General features: G+C 42.4%; 17 protein-coding genes. 9 read left to right on the top strand and 8 right to left on the bottom strand.

Annotation, left to right across the window (positions count from 1 at the left end; all coding sequences use genetic code 11):
* Nucleotides 1-56: 56 nt before the first annotated feature.
* Together urtA and ACTD55_RS04005 are read right to left on the bottom strand one after the other, a co-directional pair.
* Nucleotides 57-1,340 carry an urea ABC transporter substrate-binding protein gene (gene urtA, locus ACTD55_RS04000; RefSeq protein ID WP_438863019.1) on the bottom strand — a complete coding sequence of 428 codons (1,284 nt, stop codon included), beginning with the start codon at nt 1,338-1,340 and terminating at the stop codon, nt 57-59.
* Between the two features lie 106 nt (nt 1,341-1,446).
* Nucleotides 1,447-2,403, bottom strand: a complete 957-nt coding sequence (locus tag ACTD55_RS04005) for a porin (RefSeq protein WP_438863020.1) — start codon at nt 2,401-2,403, stop codon at nt 1,447-1,449.
* A gap of 274 nt (nt 2,404-2,677) precedes the next feature.
* On the opposite strand from ACTD55_RS04005, the gene ACTD55_RS04010 reads away from it, so the two are divergent.
* A complete protein-coding gene (locus ACTD55_RS04010; RefSeq protein WP_438863021.1) occupies nt 2,678-6,046 on the top strand; it encodes an ATP-binding protein in 3,369 nt (1,122 codons plus the stop codon).
* The gene (locus tag ACTD55_RS04015) at nt 6,036-6,929 is read left to right on the top strand and encodes a response regulator (protein ID WP_438863022.1); all 894 of its coding nucleotides are present in this window, start codon (nt 6,036-6,038) and stop codon (nt 6,927-6,929) included. Before ACTD55_RS04010 ends, ACTD55_RS04015 begins: the two co-directional genes overlap by 11 nt.
* Before the next feature lie 200 nt (nt 6,930-7,129).
* Here the strand turns inward: ACTD55_RS04015 and ACTD55_RS04020 are convergent, their stop codons facing one another.
* Together ACTD55_RS04020 and ACTD55_RS04025 are read right to left on the bottom strand one after the other, a co-directional pair.
* The gene (locus ACTD55_RS04020; protein WP_438863023.1) at nt 7,130-7,672 is read right to left on the bottom strand and encodes a hypothetical protein; all 543 of its coding nucleotides are present in this window, start codon (nt 7,670-7,672) and stop codon (nt 7,130-7,132) included.
* Nucleotides 7,673-7,783: 111 nt separating this feature from the next.
* Complete coding sequence (locus tag ACTD55_RS04025; RefSeq protein WP_438863024.1) at nt 7,784-8,311, bottom strand: hypothetical protein; 528 nt, start codon at nt 8,309-8,311, stop codon at nt 7,784-7,786.
* A 154-nt stretch (nt 8,312-8,465) separates the two neighbouring features.
* On the opposite strand from ACTD55_RS04025, the gene yfbR reads away from it, so the two are divergent.
* Both yfbR and ACTD55_RS04035 read left to right on the top strand, forming a co-directional pair.
* On the top strand, nt 8,466-9,077 hold the full coding sequence (gene yfbR, locus ACTD55_RS04030) for a 5'-deoxynucleotidase (protein ID WP_438863025.1): 612 nt from the start codon (nt 8,466-8,468) through the stop codon (nt 9,075-9,077).
* Nucleotides 9,074-10,393, top strand: a complete 1,320-nt coding sequence (locus ACTD55_RS04035) for an anti-phage deoxyguanosine triphosphatase (RefSeq protein WP_438863026.1) — start codon at nt 9,074-9,076, stop codon at nt 10,391-10,393. The genes yfbR and ACTD55_RS04035 overlap by 4 nt, the downstream gene beginning before the upstream one ends.
* Nucleotides 10,394-10,417: 24 nt before the next feature.
* On the opposite strand, the gene ACTD55_RS04040 is transcribed toward ACTD55_RS04035, so the two are convergent.
* Nucleotides 10,418-10,780: a hypothetical protein gene (locus ACTD55_RS04040; RefSeq protein WP_438863027.1), complete on the bottom strand. Its 363-nt coding sequence runs from the start codon at nt 10,778-10,780 to the stop codon at nt 10,418-10,420.
* Between the two features lie 232 nt (nt 10,781-11,012).
* On the opposite strand from ACTD55_RS04040, the gene ACTD55_RS04045 reads away from it, so the two are divergent.
* Together ACTD55_RS04045 and ACTD55_RS04050 are read left to right on the top strand one after the other, a co-directional pair.
* On the top strand, nt 11,013-11,393 hold the full coding sequence (locus ACTD55_RS04045) for a hypothetical protein (RefSeq protein WP_438863028.1): 381 nt from the start codon (nt 11,013-11,015) through the stop codon (nt 11,391-11,393).
* 62 nt (nt 11,394-11,455) lie between these two features.
* Nucleotides 11,456-11,857 carry a YchJ family protein gene (locus ACTD55_RS04050; RefSeq protein WP_438863029.1) on the top strand — a complete coding sequence of 134 codons (402 nt, stop codon included), beginning with the start codon at nt 11,456-11,458 and terminating at the stop codon, nt 11,855-11,857.
* A 130-nt stretch (nt 11,858-11,987) separates the two neighbouring features.
* Here ACTD55_RS04050 and ACTD55_RS04055 read toward each other — a convergent pair whose 3' ends face one another.
* Nucleotides 11,988-12,485: a VC2046/SO_2500 family protein gene (locus ACTD55_RS04055; RefSeq protein WP_438863030.1), complete on the bottom strand. Its 498-nt coding sequence runs from the start codon at nt 12,483-12,485 to the stop codon at nt 11,988-11,990.
* A gap of 212 nt (nt 12,486-12,697) precedes the next feature.
* On the opposite strand from ACTD55_RS04055, the gene ACTD55_RS04060 reads away from it, so the two are divergent.
* Nucleotides 12,698-14,344 (top strand): response regulator, encoded by a 1,647-nt coding sequence (locus tag ACTD55_RS04060; RefSeq protein ID WP_438863031.1) that lies wholly within the window; start codon nt 12,698-12,700, stop codon nt 14,342-14,344.
* Nucleotides 14,345-14,349: 5 nt separating this feature from the next.
* Nucleotides 14,350-14,625: a hypothetical protein gene (locus ACTD55_RS04065; protein ID WP_438863032.1), complete on the top strand. Its 276-nt coding sequence runs from the start codon at nt 14,350-14,352 to the stop codon at nt 14,623-14,625.
* A gap of 88 nt (nt 14,626-14,713) precedes the next feature.
* Here the strand turns inward: ACTD55_RS04065 and ACTD55_RS04070 are convergent, their stop codons facing one another.
* Nucleotides 14,714-15,271 (bottom strand): DinB family protein, encoded by a 558-nt coding sequence (locus ACTD55_RS04070; protein WP_438863033.1) that lies wholly within the window; start codon nt 15,269-15,271, stop codon nt 14,714-14,716.
* 101 nt (nt 15,272-15,372) lie between these two features.
* Between ACTD55_RS04070 and tcdA the strand changes: the two genes are divergently transcribed.
* On the top strand, nt 15,373-16,167 hold the full coding sequence (gene tcdA, locus ACTD55_RS04075; RefSeq protein WP_438863034.1) for a tRNA cyclic N6-threonylcarbamoyladenosine(37) synthase TcdA: 795 nt from the start codon (nt 15,373-15,375) through the stop codon (nt 16,165-16,167).
* Here the strand turns inward: tcdA and ACTD55_RS04080 are convergent.
* A complete protein-coding gene (locus ACTD55_RS04080) occupies nt 16,159-17,802 on the bottom strand; it encodes a SufS family cysteine desulfurase (RefSeq protein WP_438863035.1) in 1,644 nt (547 codons plus the stop codon). The two genes, tcdA and ACTD55_RS04080, sit on opposite strands and share 9 nt — an antisense overlap.
* Nucleotides 17,803-17,910 lie beyond the last annotated feature (108 nt).

Consider the following 17,910-nt stretch of genomic DNA (forward strand, 5'->3'; position numbering starts at 1 on the left):
AGGTTATTAATACGCTTGTGATGGAAGCAGAGCGTTATACTCTGCTTCCTCAATAACTACATATTTTGACCAGAACACTTGGCGGTTTTGGTGTCAAAATTTCCGCATTTAACCGGGAACGTCCAATCTGAAATCAAATATTTAGAGCTGTCTAAATAATTTGACCAGGCATCACCGATTACCGTATCTGGCGTGGATGACACCACTTCAAACTGACCATTTTCCTGAATTTCACCAATCAATACCGGTTTGGATAAGTGATGATTTGAATTCATTACCGCGATACCGCCGGTCAAATTCGGGGTAGTCACGCCAATCATGGCCTGTTCTACACTATCAACATCAGTAGTACCGGCTTTTTCAACGGCTTTAGCCCACATATTGAAACCGATATAAGTGGCTTCCATCGGATCGTTGGTAACACGTTTGTCATCCTTAATGTATTTCTTCCAGTCTGCGATAAATTTTTCATTCTCTGGTGTATCAACACTCTGGAAATAATTCCAAGCGGCCAGATGTCCGACTAAGGGTGATGTATCAAACCCGGATAGTTCTTCTTCCCCTACAGAAAACGCCACTACCGGAATATCTTCCGCCGAAATGCCCTGATTACCTAGTTCCTTATAAAACGGTACATTAGCGTCACCATTGATGGTGGAAACCACAGCGGTTTTCATGCCTTCCGAGCCAAATTTTTTCACTTCAGCCACAATACTCTGCCAGTCAGAGTGCCCAAAAGGCGTGTAATTGATCATGATGTCCTGTTGCTTTACGCCTTTGGATTTCAGATAGGCTTCAAGAATTTTATTAGTGGTACGTGGGTAAACGTAGTCAGTTCCCATTAATACCCAACGCTGTACTCCGTGCTCATTCATCAAATAGTCAACGGCAGGGATCGCTTGTTGGTTTGGCGCTGCGCCGGTATAGAATACATTTTTGGAAGATTCTTCCCCTTCGTACTGGACGGGGTAAAACAGCAAACCATTAAGCTCTTCCAATACCGGTAAAGCAGATTTGCGTGATACTGATGTCCAGCAACCAAAGATCACATCGACTTTATCTTTGGATAACAATTCACGGGTTTTTTCGGCAAATAATGGCCAGTTAGACGCGGGATCCACAACCACAGGCTCAAGCTTTTTGCCCAATAATCCCCCCTTTTTATTTTGTTCTTCTATCATCATCAAAACCGTATCTTTAAGGGTGGTTTCACTGATTGCCATGGTGCCTGACAGGGAATGTAAAACTCCAACTTTGATAGTGTCAGCCGCGCTCACAGCCTGACTGACGAGACTGCTGGCGATAATGGTGCTGGCCAGTATAAGTTTTTTAAATTTCATGATTCATATCCTATTAATTGTTTATTTGAATAAGAAAGTCTGGTTAACCAACGCTTTTTAAGAACGTGGTGGTTAATTAAAAAATCTTTTTATTTAAACGGTGTTTTTAAAATGTCACCAGGGCTTCAACGGCGATGCTATCGGAGTCCATGCCGCTTACATCGTCTGAATCCTTGCGGTATTCAAACACCATCAGCAAGTTGTCATTTACGGCATAGCTCGGTGAGATAGTGATCGCGCTCATATCTTCCCAAGTGGTCCCCATGGCATCTTCAACTTCATAATCGTGGTATCTAACGGTTAAACCGAAGGTATCGAAGGCATAATTAGCCATGACTAGATAACCACTGGCATCAGCAGCGGCTAAAGAGGTGTATTCTGATGAGTTATACTCGGCTGCGAGTGTTAGCGGACCTTGTGCGTAACTGGCCCAAAGGTTAATCATTTTGGTATCTTCATCAGTACCGGCTAACTTATCAAAGGAATAAAATCCTTTAATGGTGATGGAATCGGTTGGCATGATAGCAATCATGGTTTCCACCCCCGGGGTTTCAGAGTCGGTGGACTCAGGTCCAGCCAAATCATTTACCACCGATACGGCAAAAGCATAGCCGTTACCGTTATAAAGACCGGAAACACCTTGCTGGTAGTAACCATAAAAATATTTGGCATAACCGGTACCGGAATATTGAAATAATCCAGTGGGCTCTTCCGTTTCCCAGCCTGAATAACTTAAAAAGCGCCCTGCCTTTACGGTAAATTGGTCAGATACCGCATAGGTAATAAAGGCTTGCTCAACATCCACTTCACTGTTTTGATACTCAACATCCACAAAAGCCTTAAGTTTATTACCAAAATCATAAGCGAAATCGATTTCAACCTGATCAATACCAGAGTCATGTGTTGACCCCACCCCATCGGTATCGATTGACAGATATGACATATCAATAAAGCCACTGTAAGTTAACTTGCCGGTTGATTCGTCTGCATGAGCTGCAGACAGTGTCCCCATAGAAAGCATTAACGTCGCTGCTACAGGGGTTAATCTAGTGAGTCGTTTCATTATGTTGTGTCCCAGTTTTTTAAGAGATTAATAAATGTGTGGTTATCTTTTTGAGTGATAACTTTTCACATGCCTATTTACAGCTGGGATTAGTATGTGGATTGTTGGCAATAGATAACATTCGCAAAAGCGCGCAATGGACTACGTAAATTTACGCATAGGATATGGCACAAATATTGTGTAGGATGATTACGCGTTAGCCAAAAAAGCAGAATAAAGCCAGTGACTTAGCTAAAACGCCTCTTAATGATAAATAATGCGAAAATAGTATCTGATGCAGTCAAACGAAAAAATCCTCCCCACCAGACGAACCTATAACAAGCTCGTGGCCAACGAGATGATGGAGGACTTTGCGTTACGCTTTACCGCAAAACGTGCACGTATATGGTCGTTAAACCGAATTGCCAGCACGGCCTTGGGGATTGTGTCTTTTTTGGTGCTCGAAGCCATTGGCGGGGCTATCACCTTAAATTTTGGTTTTGTTAACTCGGCATGGGCTATTTTTGCGGTAATTGGCGTGGTTTTCCTGACGGGATTACCGATTAGCTATTACGCGGCAAAATATGGTGTCGATGTTGATTTACTCAGCCGTGGTAGCGGCTTTGGCTATATTGGTTCCACCATCGCTTCACTCATTTATGCCTCTTTTACTTTTATTTTCTTTGCCCTGGAAGCCGCCATTATGTCCATGGCGCTGCAAATTCTATTCGGGTTACCCTTGTATTTAGGATACGTCGTCAGTGCGTTAGTGGTGTTACCGCTGGTTACTCACGGCATTGCCTATATCAGCCGTTTTCAGGTATGGACTCAGCCTATCTGGCTAGTATTGCAAATGTTACCGTTATTTTTTGTTTTCAGTCATCCGGATAGCCATTTTCAAGGGTGGCTTGATTTTAGTGGTCAAAGCGGTCAACAGGGGGAATCGTTTAACCTGTTGCTATTCGGTGCTGCATCGGCAGTATTACTATCGTTAGTGGCCCAAATAGGTGAACAGGTCGACTTTTTACGTTTTTTACCGGAACAACCCCAAAAGCAACGTTGGCGCTGGTGGGGAGCATTGGTAATTGCAGGCCCCGGCTGGATATTGTTTGGCGCACTTAAATTATTTCTCGGATCCTATCTGGCTTATTTCGCCTTACGCCAAGGCATATCGCCAGACGTGGCCGACGATCCTGCCCATATGTATAATTTGGCCTTTAGTTATGTGTTTGATAATCCAGCGATTAGTGTCATCGTTGCTTGTACCTTTGTATTTATTTCCCAATTAAAAATTAATGTGGCTAACGCCTATGCAGGCTCCCTCGCCTGGTCAAATTTTTTCTCCCGCGTAACCCATAATCATCCCGGTCGTGTGGTGTGGATGGTATTTAATGTGGCGATTGCATTATTGTTGATGGAGCTGGGGATTTATCAAACCATTGAAAGCATGTTATCGGTTTATTCAGTACTGGTACTGGCATGGTTAAGCTCGGTGGTAGCCGATTTGGTGATCAACAAACCCTTAGGTATTAGTCCCAAACATATCGAGTTTAAACGTTCGCATTTATACGATATTAATCCGGTTGGTGTCGGTTCCATGTTTATAGCCAGTTTTGTGGGGTTTACCGCACACTTTGGCTGGTATGGCGAAACGGTCAAAGCTCTCGCCTCTTTTATTGCCTGTGGATTACCTTTTATTACCGTCCCCTTAATCGGCTACCTAACCAAAGGCAAGTTCTATTTAGTCGATAACAAACGCATAATGATAACCGGTATTAGCCAGTGCCATATTTGTGAGAATGAATTTGACGCCGAAGATATAACCTATTGTCCGGCCTATCAAAAGTCTATCTGTTCGTTATGTTGTTCGCTGGATGTACGTTGCGGCGATCAATGCCGACCCAATGCGACTTTAGCCAGTCAGTCACATCACTTTTTCCATCGTTTTTTGACCACTCAATTACTGCGCATTATGACCACCCCACTGGCTCAGTTTGTGGCAGTGACGTTAGGCATGAGTCTGACTGGCGCTGGCATTCTATTTTTAATTTATCTACAAGTGCCAGTAGATGATCAAAGTGTGAAGCAGGTTTTTGCCGTCACGCTGGTCAAAATATTTTTCTTACTGTTAATCATTATCGGGGTAGTAAGCTGGTTATTTATTCTGGCTCGGAGTGGAAATCATGCGGCCTTAAAAGAACTGCGCTCATTAACCAATACGCTGGCCAAGGAAGTCAATGCCCATGAAAAAACATCACAGGCATTGCAGGATGCCAAAGTGATTGCAGAATCAGCGAATGAAGCCAAAAGCCGATATCTGGCAGGGTTAAGCCACGAGTTACGTACACCACTCAATGTTTTACTTGGTTACGCGCAGTTACTCAGTCAAGATGACAGCATCCCCCAGAAGCAACGCGATACGTTAGGCATTGTAAAACGTAATGGCGAGCATTTGGCCGATTTAATTGAAGGATTACTGGAAATTTCCAAGATTGAGGCTGGGCGAGTCACTTTGCAACGTGATGAGTTTAACCTTAAGGCCATATTGCAGCAGTTGGTCGATATGTTTCAAATTATCGCAGCGCAGAAAAATATCGCCTTTTATTACCTTCCTTGCAGTAACCTGCCCGACTATGTGGCCACCGACAAACAGCGCTTCCGGCAAATTTTAATCAATCTTATTTCCAATGGGATTAAATACACCGAACAAGGCTCAGTGACGCTAAAAGTCAGTTATCGTAATCAGGTGGCTAATTTCAGCATTATTGATACGGGAGTGGGCATTTCTGCTGTCCATCAAGAGCAGATCTTTAAACCCTTCGAGCAGATACGAAATGCCCATACGCAGGCTATTGGTGGTACCGGTCTAGGACTGACCATTTCACGTTCCCTGACCGAATTAATGGGAGGCGAAATAACCTTATCCAGTGTACCAGGCAAAGGCTCCACCTTTAATTTACGGTTAATGCTGGTGCCGTTAAGCGAAAATAAGAATGCCCCCGAATACACAAAATTACGCGCAATAGGGTATCAGGGACCAAGGCAAAGCATACTGGTTGTAGATGATGATTTTCACCAACGGAAACTGATCAAGGATTTACTTCAGCCTTTAGGATTTAACGTATTTCAAACCGCCGAGGCTGACGCCAGTTTCAATCTGCTGGCCGAGCAGCGGATTGACTTGCTAATTTTGGATGTACGCATGCCCAATACAGATGGCTGGCAGATGGTTAAATTACTGCGCGAACAATCTTATGCCATGCCAGTGTTAATGCTCTCTGCCAATGCCCGTGACGCTGAATCAAATTTGGCGTCGGAAGGCTATCATAATGGTTATATTGCCAAACCGGTTAATCTTGATGCCTTACTGGGGAAAATTGGTGAGCTTCTGGCGATACAATGGCAATATCCGTCAACGTCATCAAAAACACCATCGCATAGTAAAAGCGCTGTCAAAAAAGTGCCTATCACTAGCGAGCAATATCAATCCCTTATTGCCTTAGCTGAAATTGGTTATTTATCCGGTTTTAAAGATAAGTTGCACGATATAAGCCAGCAGTTTGAGTTTCCTGTGGGGGTTGAAACGCAAATTTTTGAATATGTGGAATTATGTCATTTCCCCCAAATTATCCAATATTTAACGGAGTTAAGTGATGAGCACTAAATTGAATGATGTTGTGCTGGTCGTGGATGATTCACCTGAATCTTTAGGCATGCTCAATGTGGCATTAAATAATCAGGGATACACCGCATTAGTCGCACTTAATGGCATGCAGGCACTCGCAATTGTTGACAAAGTGCAACCTGATGTCATTTTGCTGGATGCCATGATGCCCAACATGGATGGTTTTGAAACCTGTCATAAACTTAAACAGCTGTTACCTAGTACACCGATTATTTTTATGACTGGGTTGAGTGATGTAGAGGACATAGTTAAAGGCTTTGAAGCCGGTGCAATAGATTACGTCACTAAGCCGATTTTCCCCGATGAAGTTATCGCACGGATTAAAACCCATATTGAAACGGCCAAACAGGCATTGAGCGCCCAAGATGCTCTCGACCATGCGGGTAACAAGGTTTTTTGTGTGAGTGAGCAAGGACGCTTGTCCTGGGCAACCCCATACGTACATAAATTGATTGATAATATTGCCGGAGATGATCTTAGCCCCTGGGCAACAATAGCCAATAGAATAACACTCTGGCTAACCTCCGATACCTCCCACGATCTGCTAATGGATTGCTTTAGTCAGCCGCTGAAGGTGTCCTACGTGCGCCAGCAACATGACAAGCACCTGCTACGAATTACCGAAACAAAAGCACCAAAAACCGCAGCACATTTGCAGCAACATTTACCGATCACCAAACGTGAATCCGAAGTGTTGTATTGGGTTTCCTATGGCAAAACCAGTTGGGAAATATCACAAATACTGGAAATGAGCCCACGTACGGTAAATAAGCACCTGGAACAGATATTCAAAAAATTAGGCGTGGATAACCGCACCAGTGCCGCTTCAATTTCCATCCGGATTCTGGATGCCGAACATTAACGGTCTTGATATTGCGTTATCCTCGATCCAAAAAGTGATGCGGTACTGCATTTATCCAATCCGCATCAGCCTTTTATTGTGCCAGTCCCTATTTGTCAGGGGGAATACAGTGAGGATTAAATTCCTCCGCTAGTCCATAAAATAAGGGCCGGGTAAGTTGTTAACCAAAACACCAACATGTAGGGATGAGTTTGGGGTTATCAATGCTCAACATGAGCCGTTTTGACATTGCGTAACGGATTGTCAAACGAATCATCTTGTCCCACAAAAGCAGCGTCAGGATGTTGCGCAGTAATAATCTGTTTAATTTGTCCCGCATGGGCTTCATCGGTATATACCAACATAATCGCCTTACCTTGCTGTAGCTCTTTCTCCAAGTTGGTAATGCGATAATTACGATGACTTATTCCCACTAATCCTCCAATCCAGCCGCCAAAGCCGGTGGTCAGGAACAGGATAAAGACCGAGTTAATCATTTCGACTTGCCAGCCATAAGGCTTAGAATAGAAAAGTACTGTGGATAAAATCGCTCCCGCGACCATCCCCACAATGGCACCTCTTACTATTTTGTGCACCACGTCACGCTCCTCAATAATTGAAGCGGCTTTTACTTGATGGCCAGCATAGTCATCGCTGCGTTCACTAACAAAGTGAATATTATCCACAGCCACACCCAGCTCAACAATTTCAGACTGGATCTGATCACTGTTTTTTAGATTGTTAAGTAAGAATTGATATTGCATAACAGGCACCTCTAATGGTTGTTACCTGTATAAGCTTATGTCTGATTGGAGAAATTGGGCATGTATATACTCAAATGGTCTTAAACACACCATCGATACTGCCTAGAGCGATTAAAAATGGATTGCAGCGGGTTGCCAATGCACTGGCGTTAGGAACAATTCCGCCAGTCTGTCGTTCAAATCGGAAAACTGAGTCACCTTATCTGACTGCCCACTGACACACTGCCAACTGAATCGGTGACAATTGTTTTTGAATAAATCATAGGGAGCATAATTGAAAATCATACTCACCGCCCGGCTAGCACATTCGGATTTGACTAACACTTGCCGTTGCGCGTTACAGGCAACATATATCTGTTCACCACTGCGGTTGGCTAAAAAGCGTTGGGGCGAAATCGCTCGAATAAGGCCATTTCCTTTTAGTTCAATAATTTGATCATCAAACCAAATGCCGGAATGTTCAAACACCCCATAAATTCCGCAACATACAACGGCGCCATTTTGCGGCTTAACTTCTACCGAGTCTTCGCTCGGAAAGCGTCCTACCGTAAGGCGATTACGTTGTTGTTCTTTATGTAAATGATGACCTAGCGCTAAACTACTCAGTCCAGCCCCAAGCCAAAGTAACGGTATTGGCATCTGTTTCTCAGAACGGTCTTTTCGTTGAGTTTTGATTAGGCCACTCATTTGGGCAAGATAAACAATGTAAATTTGTGTGACATCACCAGTTGTGACTTAACAGCTACGCCTGACTGTATTAACCTGTAGCTAATTTATTCAAACAGACCTAACAATGACTCAAAATAAAACCGCTAGCCACTTTTTTGCCCACCTTGCGCGTATGAAACTAATTAACCGTTGGCCGCTGATGCGTAATGTCAGCACCGAAAATGTTCAGGAGCACAGTTTACAAGTCGCCATGGTTGCTCACGCATTAAGCCTAATAAAAAACCGTTATTTTGGTGGACAGGTGGACCCCTACAAAGTGGCCACTATTGCGTTATTTCATGATGTATCAGAGGTACTAACTGGCGACCTCCCTACTCCGGTTAAATATTCCAACCCGGCTATTCAGCAAGAATATAAAAAAATTGAAAAATTAGCCGAACAAAAGCTAATAGAAATGACCCCGGAAGATTTTAGACAAGATTACGCTGAGCTTATCGATGCCCAATACCATAGTGATGACGAGTGCTTTTTAGTTAAAGCCGCTGATGTGATCTGCGCTTATCTTAAAACCTTAGAAGAACTGGCAGCGGGCAACCAGGAGTTTGATTTAGCCAAAAAACGACTGGATAAAATAATCAGCGCTTATGAATCCGATGAAGTAAATTACTTTATGCAAATGTATATGCCCAGCTTTTCGCTCAGTCTGGATGAAATAACTCAGGAGGATCTGCAATGATGTCATCGGTATGGACTGAACGCTGTTTTGAACATAATCCAAACCGTGAGGATGATCACCGCTCATCTTATCAGCGCGATAAAGCCAGGGTATTACATTCGGCCGCATTTCGTCGTTTACAATCTAAAACTCAGGTTTTAGGGGTGGGTCTGAATGACTTTCATCGGACTCGGCTAACGCACTCATTAGAGGCAGCCCAAATTGGTCAGGGAATTGCGGCCCAACTTAAACAAAAGCATCCAGAGCTAACCAACCAGCTGGATCTGGACAATAACCTAATCGAAACTATCTGCTTGGCGCACGATATTGGCCATCCTGCTTTTGGACATGGCGGCGAAATTGCCCTGCATTACATGATGCGTGAACATGGTGGTTTTGAAGGAAATGGCCAGACATTCCGGATTATTTCTAAACTGGAACCCTATACGTTAAATCATGGTATGAATTTGTCCCGTCGCACTGTGTTAGGTTTGGTAAAATACCCAAATACCATGAGCCAGCTGGGTTATCAGCAGCAATCTGCTGAACCTGCCAGTTTTCGTCAGCTCAAAGCCTCTGACTGGCATCCACCCAAGGGGTTGTACGATGATGATCAAGATGTATTTGATTGGTTATTAGCCCCCTTATCTTCTGCTGATCGAGATTTATTTTGCAGTATGCAAAATGGCAACAAACGCCATGGTAAAACTCGATTCAAATCCTTTGATTGTTCCATTATGGAGCTGGCCGATGACATTGCCTACGGAATCCATGATTTAGAAGATGCGATTACCACTGGAATTGTCAAACGTGAAGATTTTATAACTGGTGTCACTGATAAGTTACTGGCGTTATCTGATCCCTGGTTCACCGCCAATATTGCTAATCTGACTGAAAAACTGTTTAGCCACCACCATTATCAACGCAAAGATGCGATTGGAGCGCTAGTGAATAAACTAATCACCTCGATCAGCATTACCAGTGTCAATGAGGCGTTTGAATTACCCTTGCTTAAATTCAATGCAGCGTTAAACGCGCCACACCAGCAAGCCCTGAATGTATTTAAAGATTTTGTATTTAAGCATGTGATTAAAAAAGCCAATATTCAACGACTCGAATATAAGGGGCAACAAGTCATTATGGAGCTATTTGAAGCTTTTAGTTCCGATCCTGAACGACTATTACCCGAAAATACCAGCGAACGCTGGCTAGCGGCCGTTGAACGCGATAAAGGTCATCGGGTCATTTGCGACTATATTGCAGGAATGACTGATGGTTATGCGGCACGAATTCACCGCAATCTTTTTGTTGCTGATACCGGTGGTGCTTTTATCTAAATCGCTGGAGCTAAGGTATTTAAATTAAATAAGTGGGCCGTTAATGGCGAGAAGCGGGATCCATAAACAAGCAGAAACCAACACCGAGCTGCTTACGATAAACATCATGCCAGTGGCTGCGACATGGCTAAAATAAACACTTGGCTGAGATAACGAATGGCGTTGCACAGACAACTTAAGTTGTTCAGTGACTGCCCTGATTTCCTTGAATTTAAACGTTAGCCACAATCGAAACGGCTTTAACATCGTTAATAAACAAATAAACGCCACCTCAATCCCGCCAAATTCAATAAAAATCAGCAGTTCAAGTGCAAACGGAGCCGCGGCAAGCAATAACAATAGCATCAACGTCTTTTTAAGTTTGTGATGATTATTTAGAAAATACATTTCCGTTCCTTGGCTTATTCCATCTTCAATTTATGAATTAACTCAGCAAATTGTTAAAAACAATATTGAGGCAATATCATTTTTTTCAATGTTATTAATACGTTAATCCGTCTTATTCTGTCATTTTACTCATCTTATGGAGAATGTTGTTAAAAAATAAACAAAAACACTTGCATGTTTATTTATACAGTATTACTGTATATAAAACACTGTACAAACAAACAGGTTAGATATGGCAACTTTACAATTTAGTAATCCTAATACTGATGAATCCGGTTTAATCAATTTGCACATTAGCCAACAACAACGGCTTGCACATGTGGTGCAACACAATCAGCAGCAGCGTAAATGGTTATATGTATTAAGTGACCAATTATCTGCTCGTGATTGCCCCGCTTTTTGTATTAAACTAACCAAACCACAGCCGGATATGCTATTTAGCTGGCTGGAGAAGATTATCTTGGCAGGACAAGCCAATACCATTGTGGTGGAAAACCTACAGTTGAATGAAATGGCCAAGAAAAGAATAAAACTGTTATGTGAACAATATAGCGTAACGGTAGTTAACCTTAATTTACACAACACCAATAACCTGATTCATGGGCCTTGGTAATATCCATCAGTGTGGACATTTAATTTATTGCCACACTGATAATAATTTTTAACTGGAATAGAATGTTGAATTGTTACTGCGGGAATACGCTTTCGTACCAACTATGTTGCGCCAAATATATCAGCGGTACAGAACACCCCAAAACACCTGAGCAATTAATGCGTTCACGCTATTCAGCTTATGTGGCGGGTGAGTTTGACTATATCCATCAAACCTACAGTGAACAACATACCGATATTCCCAGCAGTGAAGAAATTCGTCACTCTGCGCAAGACACCACATGGCTACAACTGACGATTGAGAGCAGTAATATGGTGATGAATAATGGCGAAGTTGAATTTAGAGCCCTATATCAACAACAAGGCACTCTATATCAATTACATGAACATTCTTATTTTATTACCGAAAAAGGACAATGGCGTTATTTACGAGGTGATATTTTAGCCGACTCCGGCGCGTTGTAATGTCAATGCGATAGCCCCTAGCATCTCCGCAATTCTCCCCAATCAGGCCTGATAGCCTAATTCAACAATATTGATTAGAGCAGTAACGCCAACAATACGCAGAAGCATCATTAAAAGTGTAAGTTATTGGCTATGCGGCTTGCTCGTTATGATGAATTTGATTTAGCAAATCAAATAGTTCGGTTTCATCTACTTCCACTTGCTTATCTGTATTATCAGGTTGTTGCATTTTACGCTGCGCACTAAAAGTACAATTTTGCAGTACTTCGTCACTAATACGTAAACTGTCGTTATATTGCGATAAGGGCTCAGGATACATATTTTGATATAACCTGACATCTTCAATGGGTTGGCTATGTAACATCTGATTGATTTTTGTAAGCTGCTGCCAATGTGCATCCTCTGCTTTAAGCGGGGTAACCGGATAACACTGTAATCCTTGGATGTCTGATGAAAGTGTTTGCTGAGCAGATTTATCCTGCTCGTCATGAATATGCAATCTATCCAAATAATTCTGTTCTAACATGGCCAGTAGCAAACTAAATTGCTGTTGGCCTTGTTGATTTAAGGCGCTGGTCAGTTGGCCATTAAATTCAAGATCAGAAATAGTGGTAATAGTTTGATTCATCTATAATATTTTTATAAAAGTTCTGCCTTATATATCGTAGAATTCCTAGCTTTCTTGACTGTTAGTTTGAATAACATCGATTTAAGGTGTCTAACTTCATACGCTTGGGTGATCCTTTGCCTTGCTTTGTGGTGTTATATCAATAAATATGTCAATTAAATCACCATACTAACAATTGTATTTTTTAACTGAACAGGAGCGCGTAATCGCCCATGGATAAAATGACCTATCATGATAAACGGGTACTTATCGTCGATGATCACAGGCCATTCCTATTAATGTTGCGTAGCTCACTTAATACATTAGGTGTTACCGCGGTTACACTGGCCGAAAGCGCTGAAGAAGCAATAACAGCCTCAAGTCGAACCCTTTTCGATATTGTCATTTCAGATTTGAATTTGGGCGGCAACCAACAAAATGGTTTGCAGCTACTTCAAGAGCTACGGGTAAAGAAGCTACTTAATCCGGATACTATTTTTATCATGATCAGTGGTGATACTGAGCGTCCTATGGTTATAGGCCGAATTGAAGAGCAGCCCGATGATTATCTTATCAAACCCTTTTCACAGGCCCAGTTAGCCAACCGATTAACTAAAGCAACCGCAAAACGCAGGGCGTTAAGAAGTCTTTATATCAAGCTGATGAATAACGATGTCAAAGGCGCAATATTAGCTTGTAAAGATGCGATTACATCAGGCAGTCGCTATCGTCAGTATTGTTCTTTAGTCATGACCGAATTGCTCTGGCGGGAAGATAAATTTGATATGGCCCTGTCGGTATTAGAACCATTAGTACGTGACTCCCAACTGCCATGGGCGGTGATGGCCATGGCCAAAACCATGATGTATATGCGCCAATTTGAAGAAGCGATCAACCTGGCCAAGTCAATTTTGGATAATCGTATCTTAGCAGCAGACTCCCACGAGATATTGGCTCAGTGCTATTTGCGTACCGAAAAACTGGAAGAAGCGTGCATTGAAATCAAGAAGGCTATTGAATTGTCCCCCCACTCAATTGAACGCCAATATTTAGGCTGTGAAATTGCGCAAGCCAGTGGCGATTATGAATTTGCAAAAAATTGTTGCTTAGCCATTTTGGAACAATCGCGTTACTCAATACATAAAAATATTGCCCACATGTGTAATTACATTCGCAGTATTCTTGAACTGGCAGAGCATGCAACAGACAAAAAATCAGGCAATAAATATCATCAGGATGCTATCCTGGCCTTACAGCGACAAAAACAAACCGAGCTGGTTAAAAACAGTCCACAACCTTTCGACTTTGATGCCTTCGAAAGTATTGTATCTGCCAGAGTCAATGTGATTCAGGGCAAATTGCAAAACGCCCGTCGAGCATTGTGTGAATCTCAACAACAAATAGAACAGCATCATGATGAGTATCCGATGTCATTGGTTCCGGATAGTCTCAAAGTTATGTTTGATTTGGGCGAATATGAACAAGCCTCTTCATTAATGGAAAAAATGAAGTCTAGCCCGGAACCTGTCGATCCGAACACACAACGTTTATTGAAACAGGCTGTTAATAATGCCAAACGCCCTAGTGGTGATTACGATAAACTGCGGCAAAAAGGAATTGATTGCTATAATAATGGCCAATATCAACAGGCTTATGACGTATTCCATCTAGCATTGAAAATCGCACCAATGAACACGGGTTTAGTGTTAAATTTGCTGCAAGTTATCGTTAAGTTACTCAGTCAGAAAAGTAAGCCTGATGCGTCATTAAAATTAGAATGCAGGCAACTTTACCGGTCAATCGAAGGGCTGCATTTGCCCGAATCCCACCGTAATAAATTGGTATCGCTAAACCAAGAATTACAACCTTATTTAGGATGAATTTAATGTATAAGATGTTATTAACCAGCAGTGTTTTCATTTTGGCAAGTTGTGCCCAGCAGCCTCAAAATTGTGAGCAAATTCTTGAAGTAAAAGATCAGCAATTGGAATGTAAAAAATTACAATTTCAGATCCAAAATAATAAAAACCCTCAGCAAGTCACTGAAGCCAAACGACGTTTTGATGAATCCTGTACTGATTTACGCTATTACCGGGATCAATACGATACCATCTGTAAAGGCAATGAAACGCCTATAGGCAAACAAAAAGAACAGCCTTAACCCCAATCAAACAATCCAATGGCATTGGTTTAGCCGCGAGTAAACGAGCTAAACCAATGCAGCTAGGACAGGTTCCCCACCGCTGATATTATGTCTCATCCGGGGTAATCATCAGTAAATCGGTAATTCCGCAATCAATTTCCATCTGAGATAGCAAGGTGGTTACCTGCCCTCGATGATGAGTTTGATGATTAAAAAAATGCTGTAGTACAAAACCCCATTTTTTATTAAAAGCGTGTCCTTTGGTATTGTGATAAGACAAACGAGTTACGAGGTCGATGTCACGGATCTGCTGGCACATATCAATAATAACATTATCCAGTTTTTTACGTGCTTGGTGTAACGAGGAAAAGTCTGCGAATAAAATGCTGGAAAGTGCTTTAGGGGATGGAAAATCCGTCATTCCATTCAGTGAGCTAAAACCAGTTGGATGGGCTTTAAAACGAGTTAACCAAATAATATCTGCCACCATAATATGATTCAGCGTTCCAGCAATCGAACCAAAAAAAGCCCCTTTTTGTTGCGTAAAGGTATCCTCATCCAGTTGGCTAACTAATTGGTACAAATTATTATTCATCCACTGATTATATTCGGCGGCTAAATTAAAATGAGCTTGCATTGTATAACTGGTTTGCGACTGCACCATTATTCCTCCCTATGAGTAAAAGCCAAAACTACTATTCACATTTGCTAGCGTGTCGCCCATAATTGCGCCCGCATTCTTGGCTGTCACAATATCAGGTTTTTATGTCCGAAAATCAATTTCAACAACGCTTTGGTGGTACTCAACGTCTTTACGGGATACAACCCACAGAAATATTGCGCCACGCTCATGTCACCGTCGCTGGAATTGGAGGTGTGGGTAGCTGGGTCGCTGAAGCGTTAGCCAGAACAGCCATCGGTCAAATTACTCTGATTGATTTAGATGATATTTGTGTGACTAATACAAATCGTCAAATTCATGCCTTAAACGACACCATTGGTGAGGCCAAGGTCGACGCAATGGCAAAGCGGATTAAACAGATTAACCCACAATGCCAAGTCAATATTATTGAGGATTTCGTGGTTGCCGACAACGTAGCCGAGTTACTCAATTCATCAATGGATTATGTGGTAGATGCCACTGACAGCGTAAAAGCTAAAGCGGCCATGATCGCCTATTGCAAGCGCAATAAAATTCCGATTATTACCATTGGCGGTGCCGGAGGCCAAACCGATCCAACCCAGATTGCGGTAACGGATTTAAGCAAGACCATCCATGACCCCTTAGCGGCAAAATTGCGCAATATTTTACGCAAGGAATATCATTTCAGCACCAACCCCAAACGCAAGTTTGGTATCAGCTGTGTTTATTCAACCGAACAACTGGTTTACCCACAGCAAGATGGCAGTGTATGCCAAACTAAAAATTTAACCGATGGCAGCGTCAAACTGGACTGTAACAATGGCTTTGGAGCATCCGTTGCCGTAACCGCGACATTTGGATTTGTGGCTGCAGCTCGAGTGATTGATAAAATAATCGACAAAGCCCAATTAGCTTGATTGATCCGAGCTAACGACCCGGTGAATATGTTGAATAACGGCCAGCAAACCGTTACTGCGACTCGGACTTAAGTGTCGACTTAATCCCAGTTGCTGCAAGTAATCAGGTAAATCAAACAGTTGAATATAGTCCTGGCTTTGCGCATTAAGCGCTTCAAATATAAGGGCTAATAAACCTCTTACAATTTTACTGTTAGAGTCAGCATTAAACTGCACTTTCCCTTGTTGTATTTTTATTTCTAACCAGACTTGTGATTCACAGCCACTAATTTCATATTCAGGAGTCTTTTTGTCATCATCAATTTTAGTCAGTGACTTACCAGCCAACATGATTTGCCGATATTTTTCATCCCAACCTTGTGCTTGCCCAACAGCTACGGCAATTTTACTCTCAGGGGGATCAACAAAAGTTTGAGGATGCTTGATCTGCATGATGACTTGTTTAAGCGCTCGAATAAAACGCTCAACTTCCTGAAGCTGATTATAAATTGCTAATGACACCCGAATGGTGCCGTCAATCCCCAACGCCTGCATAGCTGGCATGGCACAATGATGCCCTGACCTTATCGCAATATGCTGTTCGGCTAATAATTCCGCTACATCCTGATGATGAACTCCGTCAATCGTAAAGGATATTAACGGTACGGAATGGGCAATATCTCCCCATAAACGAAGTCCTTCAATCTCCCTCAAACCATGGCACAAAGCTGCATATAGCTGTTGTTCATGCTGCAAATAATCGCTACCTTGATTTGAGGTTAACCAATCAAGTGCGGCACTTAATCCCAACACTCCCTGAATATTCGGTGTGCCGGGTTCAAACTTAAGTGGCGCGGGTTGGAATGTGGTGCCGCTAAAACTGACTCGCTTAATCATTTCCCCGCCACTTTGATAAGGCGGTAAGTTATTCAATAAATGATACTTGCCATAAAGTACGCCAACACCAGTGGGGGCAAACATTTTATGCCCGCTGAATAGATAAAAATCACAATCCAGTTGTTGCACATCAACGCTAAAATGACTAATGGCTTGGGCTCCATCGAGCACGCTAATCGCGCCTACTTGACGGGCACGAGCCAGGATTTTCTCTACCGGATTAATATTTCCAAAGGCATTTGACACATGACCGACTGATACCACTGCAGTGCGTTCGTTGATAATATTATCTAATTGGGATAAATCCAGAACACCATCCTGATCGACTGGTATCACCTTGATCATTAACTGGCAACGTTCAGCGATAAGTTGCCAAGGCACTATATTAGCGTGGTGTTCCAGCGCGCTAAGTACTATTTCATCACCGGCTTTTAGATGTGTTTGAGCCAAACAGTGGGCTAACAAATTAATACTTTCTGTCGCCCCTTTGGTAAATACAATTTCATTAACCGTATTGGCGTTAATAAATTTAGCTACCTTCCCTCTTGCGGCTTCATAGGCAGTAGTAGCTGAAGCCGCCAACGCATACGATCCACGATGCACATTTGCGTTTTGATGCCGATAAAAAAGCTCGGCAGATTCGATTACCGGTAACGGTTTATGGGATGTGGCGGCATTGTCAAAGTAAATCCAGTCACCCGAAGGCACGCTAGCATCGAGTAGCGGAAATTGATGGCGAAGGGATAATACTGATGACATAACAAAGCCGGTAAATTGAGATGCCGAGATTGTTAAGCAAAGCCTTCCATCATTCAAGTTTATGTCGACATCTTAGTTGAATTAAATCACTATCCCACTTAATATAAA

The organism is Neptunicella sp. (genome assembly GCF_048268085.1).
GTDB lineage: Bacteria > Pseudomonadota > Gammaproteobacteria > Enterobacterales > Alteromonadaceae > Neptunicella.

Excerpts from the sequence above, each read along its gene's own strand:
- ACTD55_RS04035 (WP_438863026.1), top strand. The coding sequence starts at position 9,074 with ATGATGTCATCGGTATGGACTGAACGCTGTTTTGAACATAATCCAAAC.
- ACTD55_RS04065 (WP_438863032.1), top strand. The coding sequence starts at position 14,350 with ATGTATAAGATGTTATTAACCAGCAGTGTTTTCATTTTGGCAAGTTGT.
- urtA (WP_438863019.1), bottom strand. The coding sequence starts at position 1,340 with ATGAAATTTAAAAAACTTATACTGGCCAGCACCATTATCGCCAGCAGT.
- ACTD55_RS04050 (WP_438863029.1), top strand. The coding sequence starts at position 11,456 with ATGTTGAATTGTTACTGCGGGAATACGCTTTCGTACCAACTATGTTGC.
- ACTD55_RS04025 (WP_438863024.1), bottom strand. The coding sequence starts at position 8,311 with ATGCCAATACCGTTACTTTGGCTTGGGGCTGGACTGAGTAGTTTAGCG.
- ACTD55_RS04080 (WP_438863035.1), bottom strand. The coding sequence starts at position 17,802 with ATGTCATCAGTATTATCCCTTCGCCATCAATTTCCGCTACTCGATGCT.
- ACTD55_RS04070 (WP_438863033.1), bottom strand. The coding sequence starts at position 15,271 with ATGGTGCAGTCGCAAACCAGTTATACAATGCAAGCTCATTTTAATTTA.
- yfbR (WP_438863025.1), top strand. The coding sequence starts at position 8,466 with ATGACTCAAAATAAAACCGCTAGCCACTTTTTTGCCCACCTTGCGCGT.
- ACTD55_RS04060 (WP_438863031.1), top strand. The coding sequence starts at position 12,698 with ATGGATAAAATGACCTATCATGATAAACGGGTACTTATCGTCGATGAT.
- ACTD55_RS04020 (WP_438863023.1), bottom strand. The coding sequence starts at position 7,672 with ATGCAATATCAATTCTTACTTAACAATCTAAAAAACAGTGATCAGATC.
- ACTD55_RS04010 (WP_438863021.1), top strand. The coding sequence starts at position 2,678 with ATGCAGTCAAACGAAAAAATCCTCCCCACCAGACGAACCTATAACAAG.
- ACTD55_RS04005 (WP_438863020.1), bottom strand. The coding sequence starts at position 2,403 with ATGAAACGACTCACTAGATTAACCCCTGTAGCAGCGACGTTAATGCTT.
- tcdA (WP_438863034.1), top strand. The coding sequence starts at position 15,373 with ATGTCCGAAAATCAATTTCAACAACGCTTTGGTGGTACTCAACGTCTT.
- ACTD55_RS04045 (WP_438863028.1), top strand. The coding sequence starts at position 11,013 with ATGGCAACTTTACAATTTAGTAATCCTAATACTGATGAATCCGGTTTA.
- ACTD55_RS04055 (WP_438863030.1), bottom strand. The coding sequence starts at position 12,485 with ATGAATCAAACTATTACCACTATTTCTGATCTTGAATTTAATGGCCAA.
- ACTD55_RS04040 (WP_438863027.1), bottom strand. The coding sequence starts at position 10,780 with ATGTATTTTCTAAATAATCATCACAAACTTAAAAAGACGTTGATGCTA.
- ACTD55_RS04015 (WP_438863022.1), top strand. The coding sequence starts at position 6,036 with ATGAGCACTAAATTGAATGATGTTGTGCTGGTCGTGGATGATTCACCT.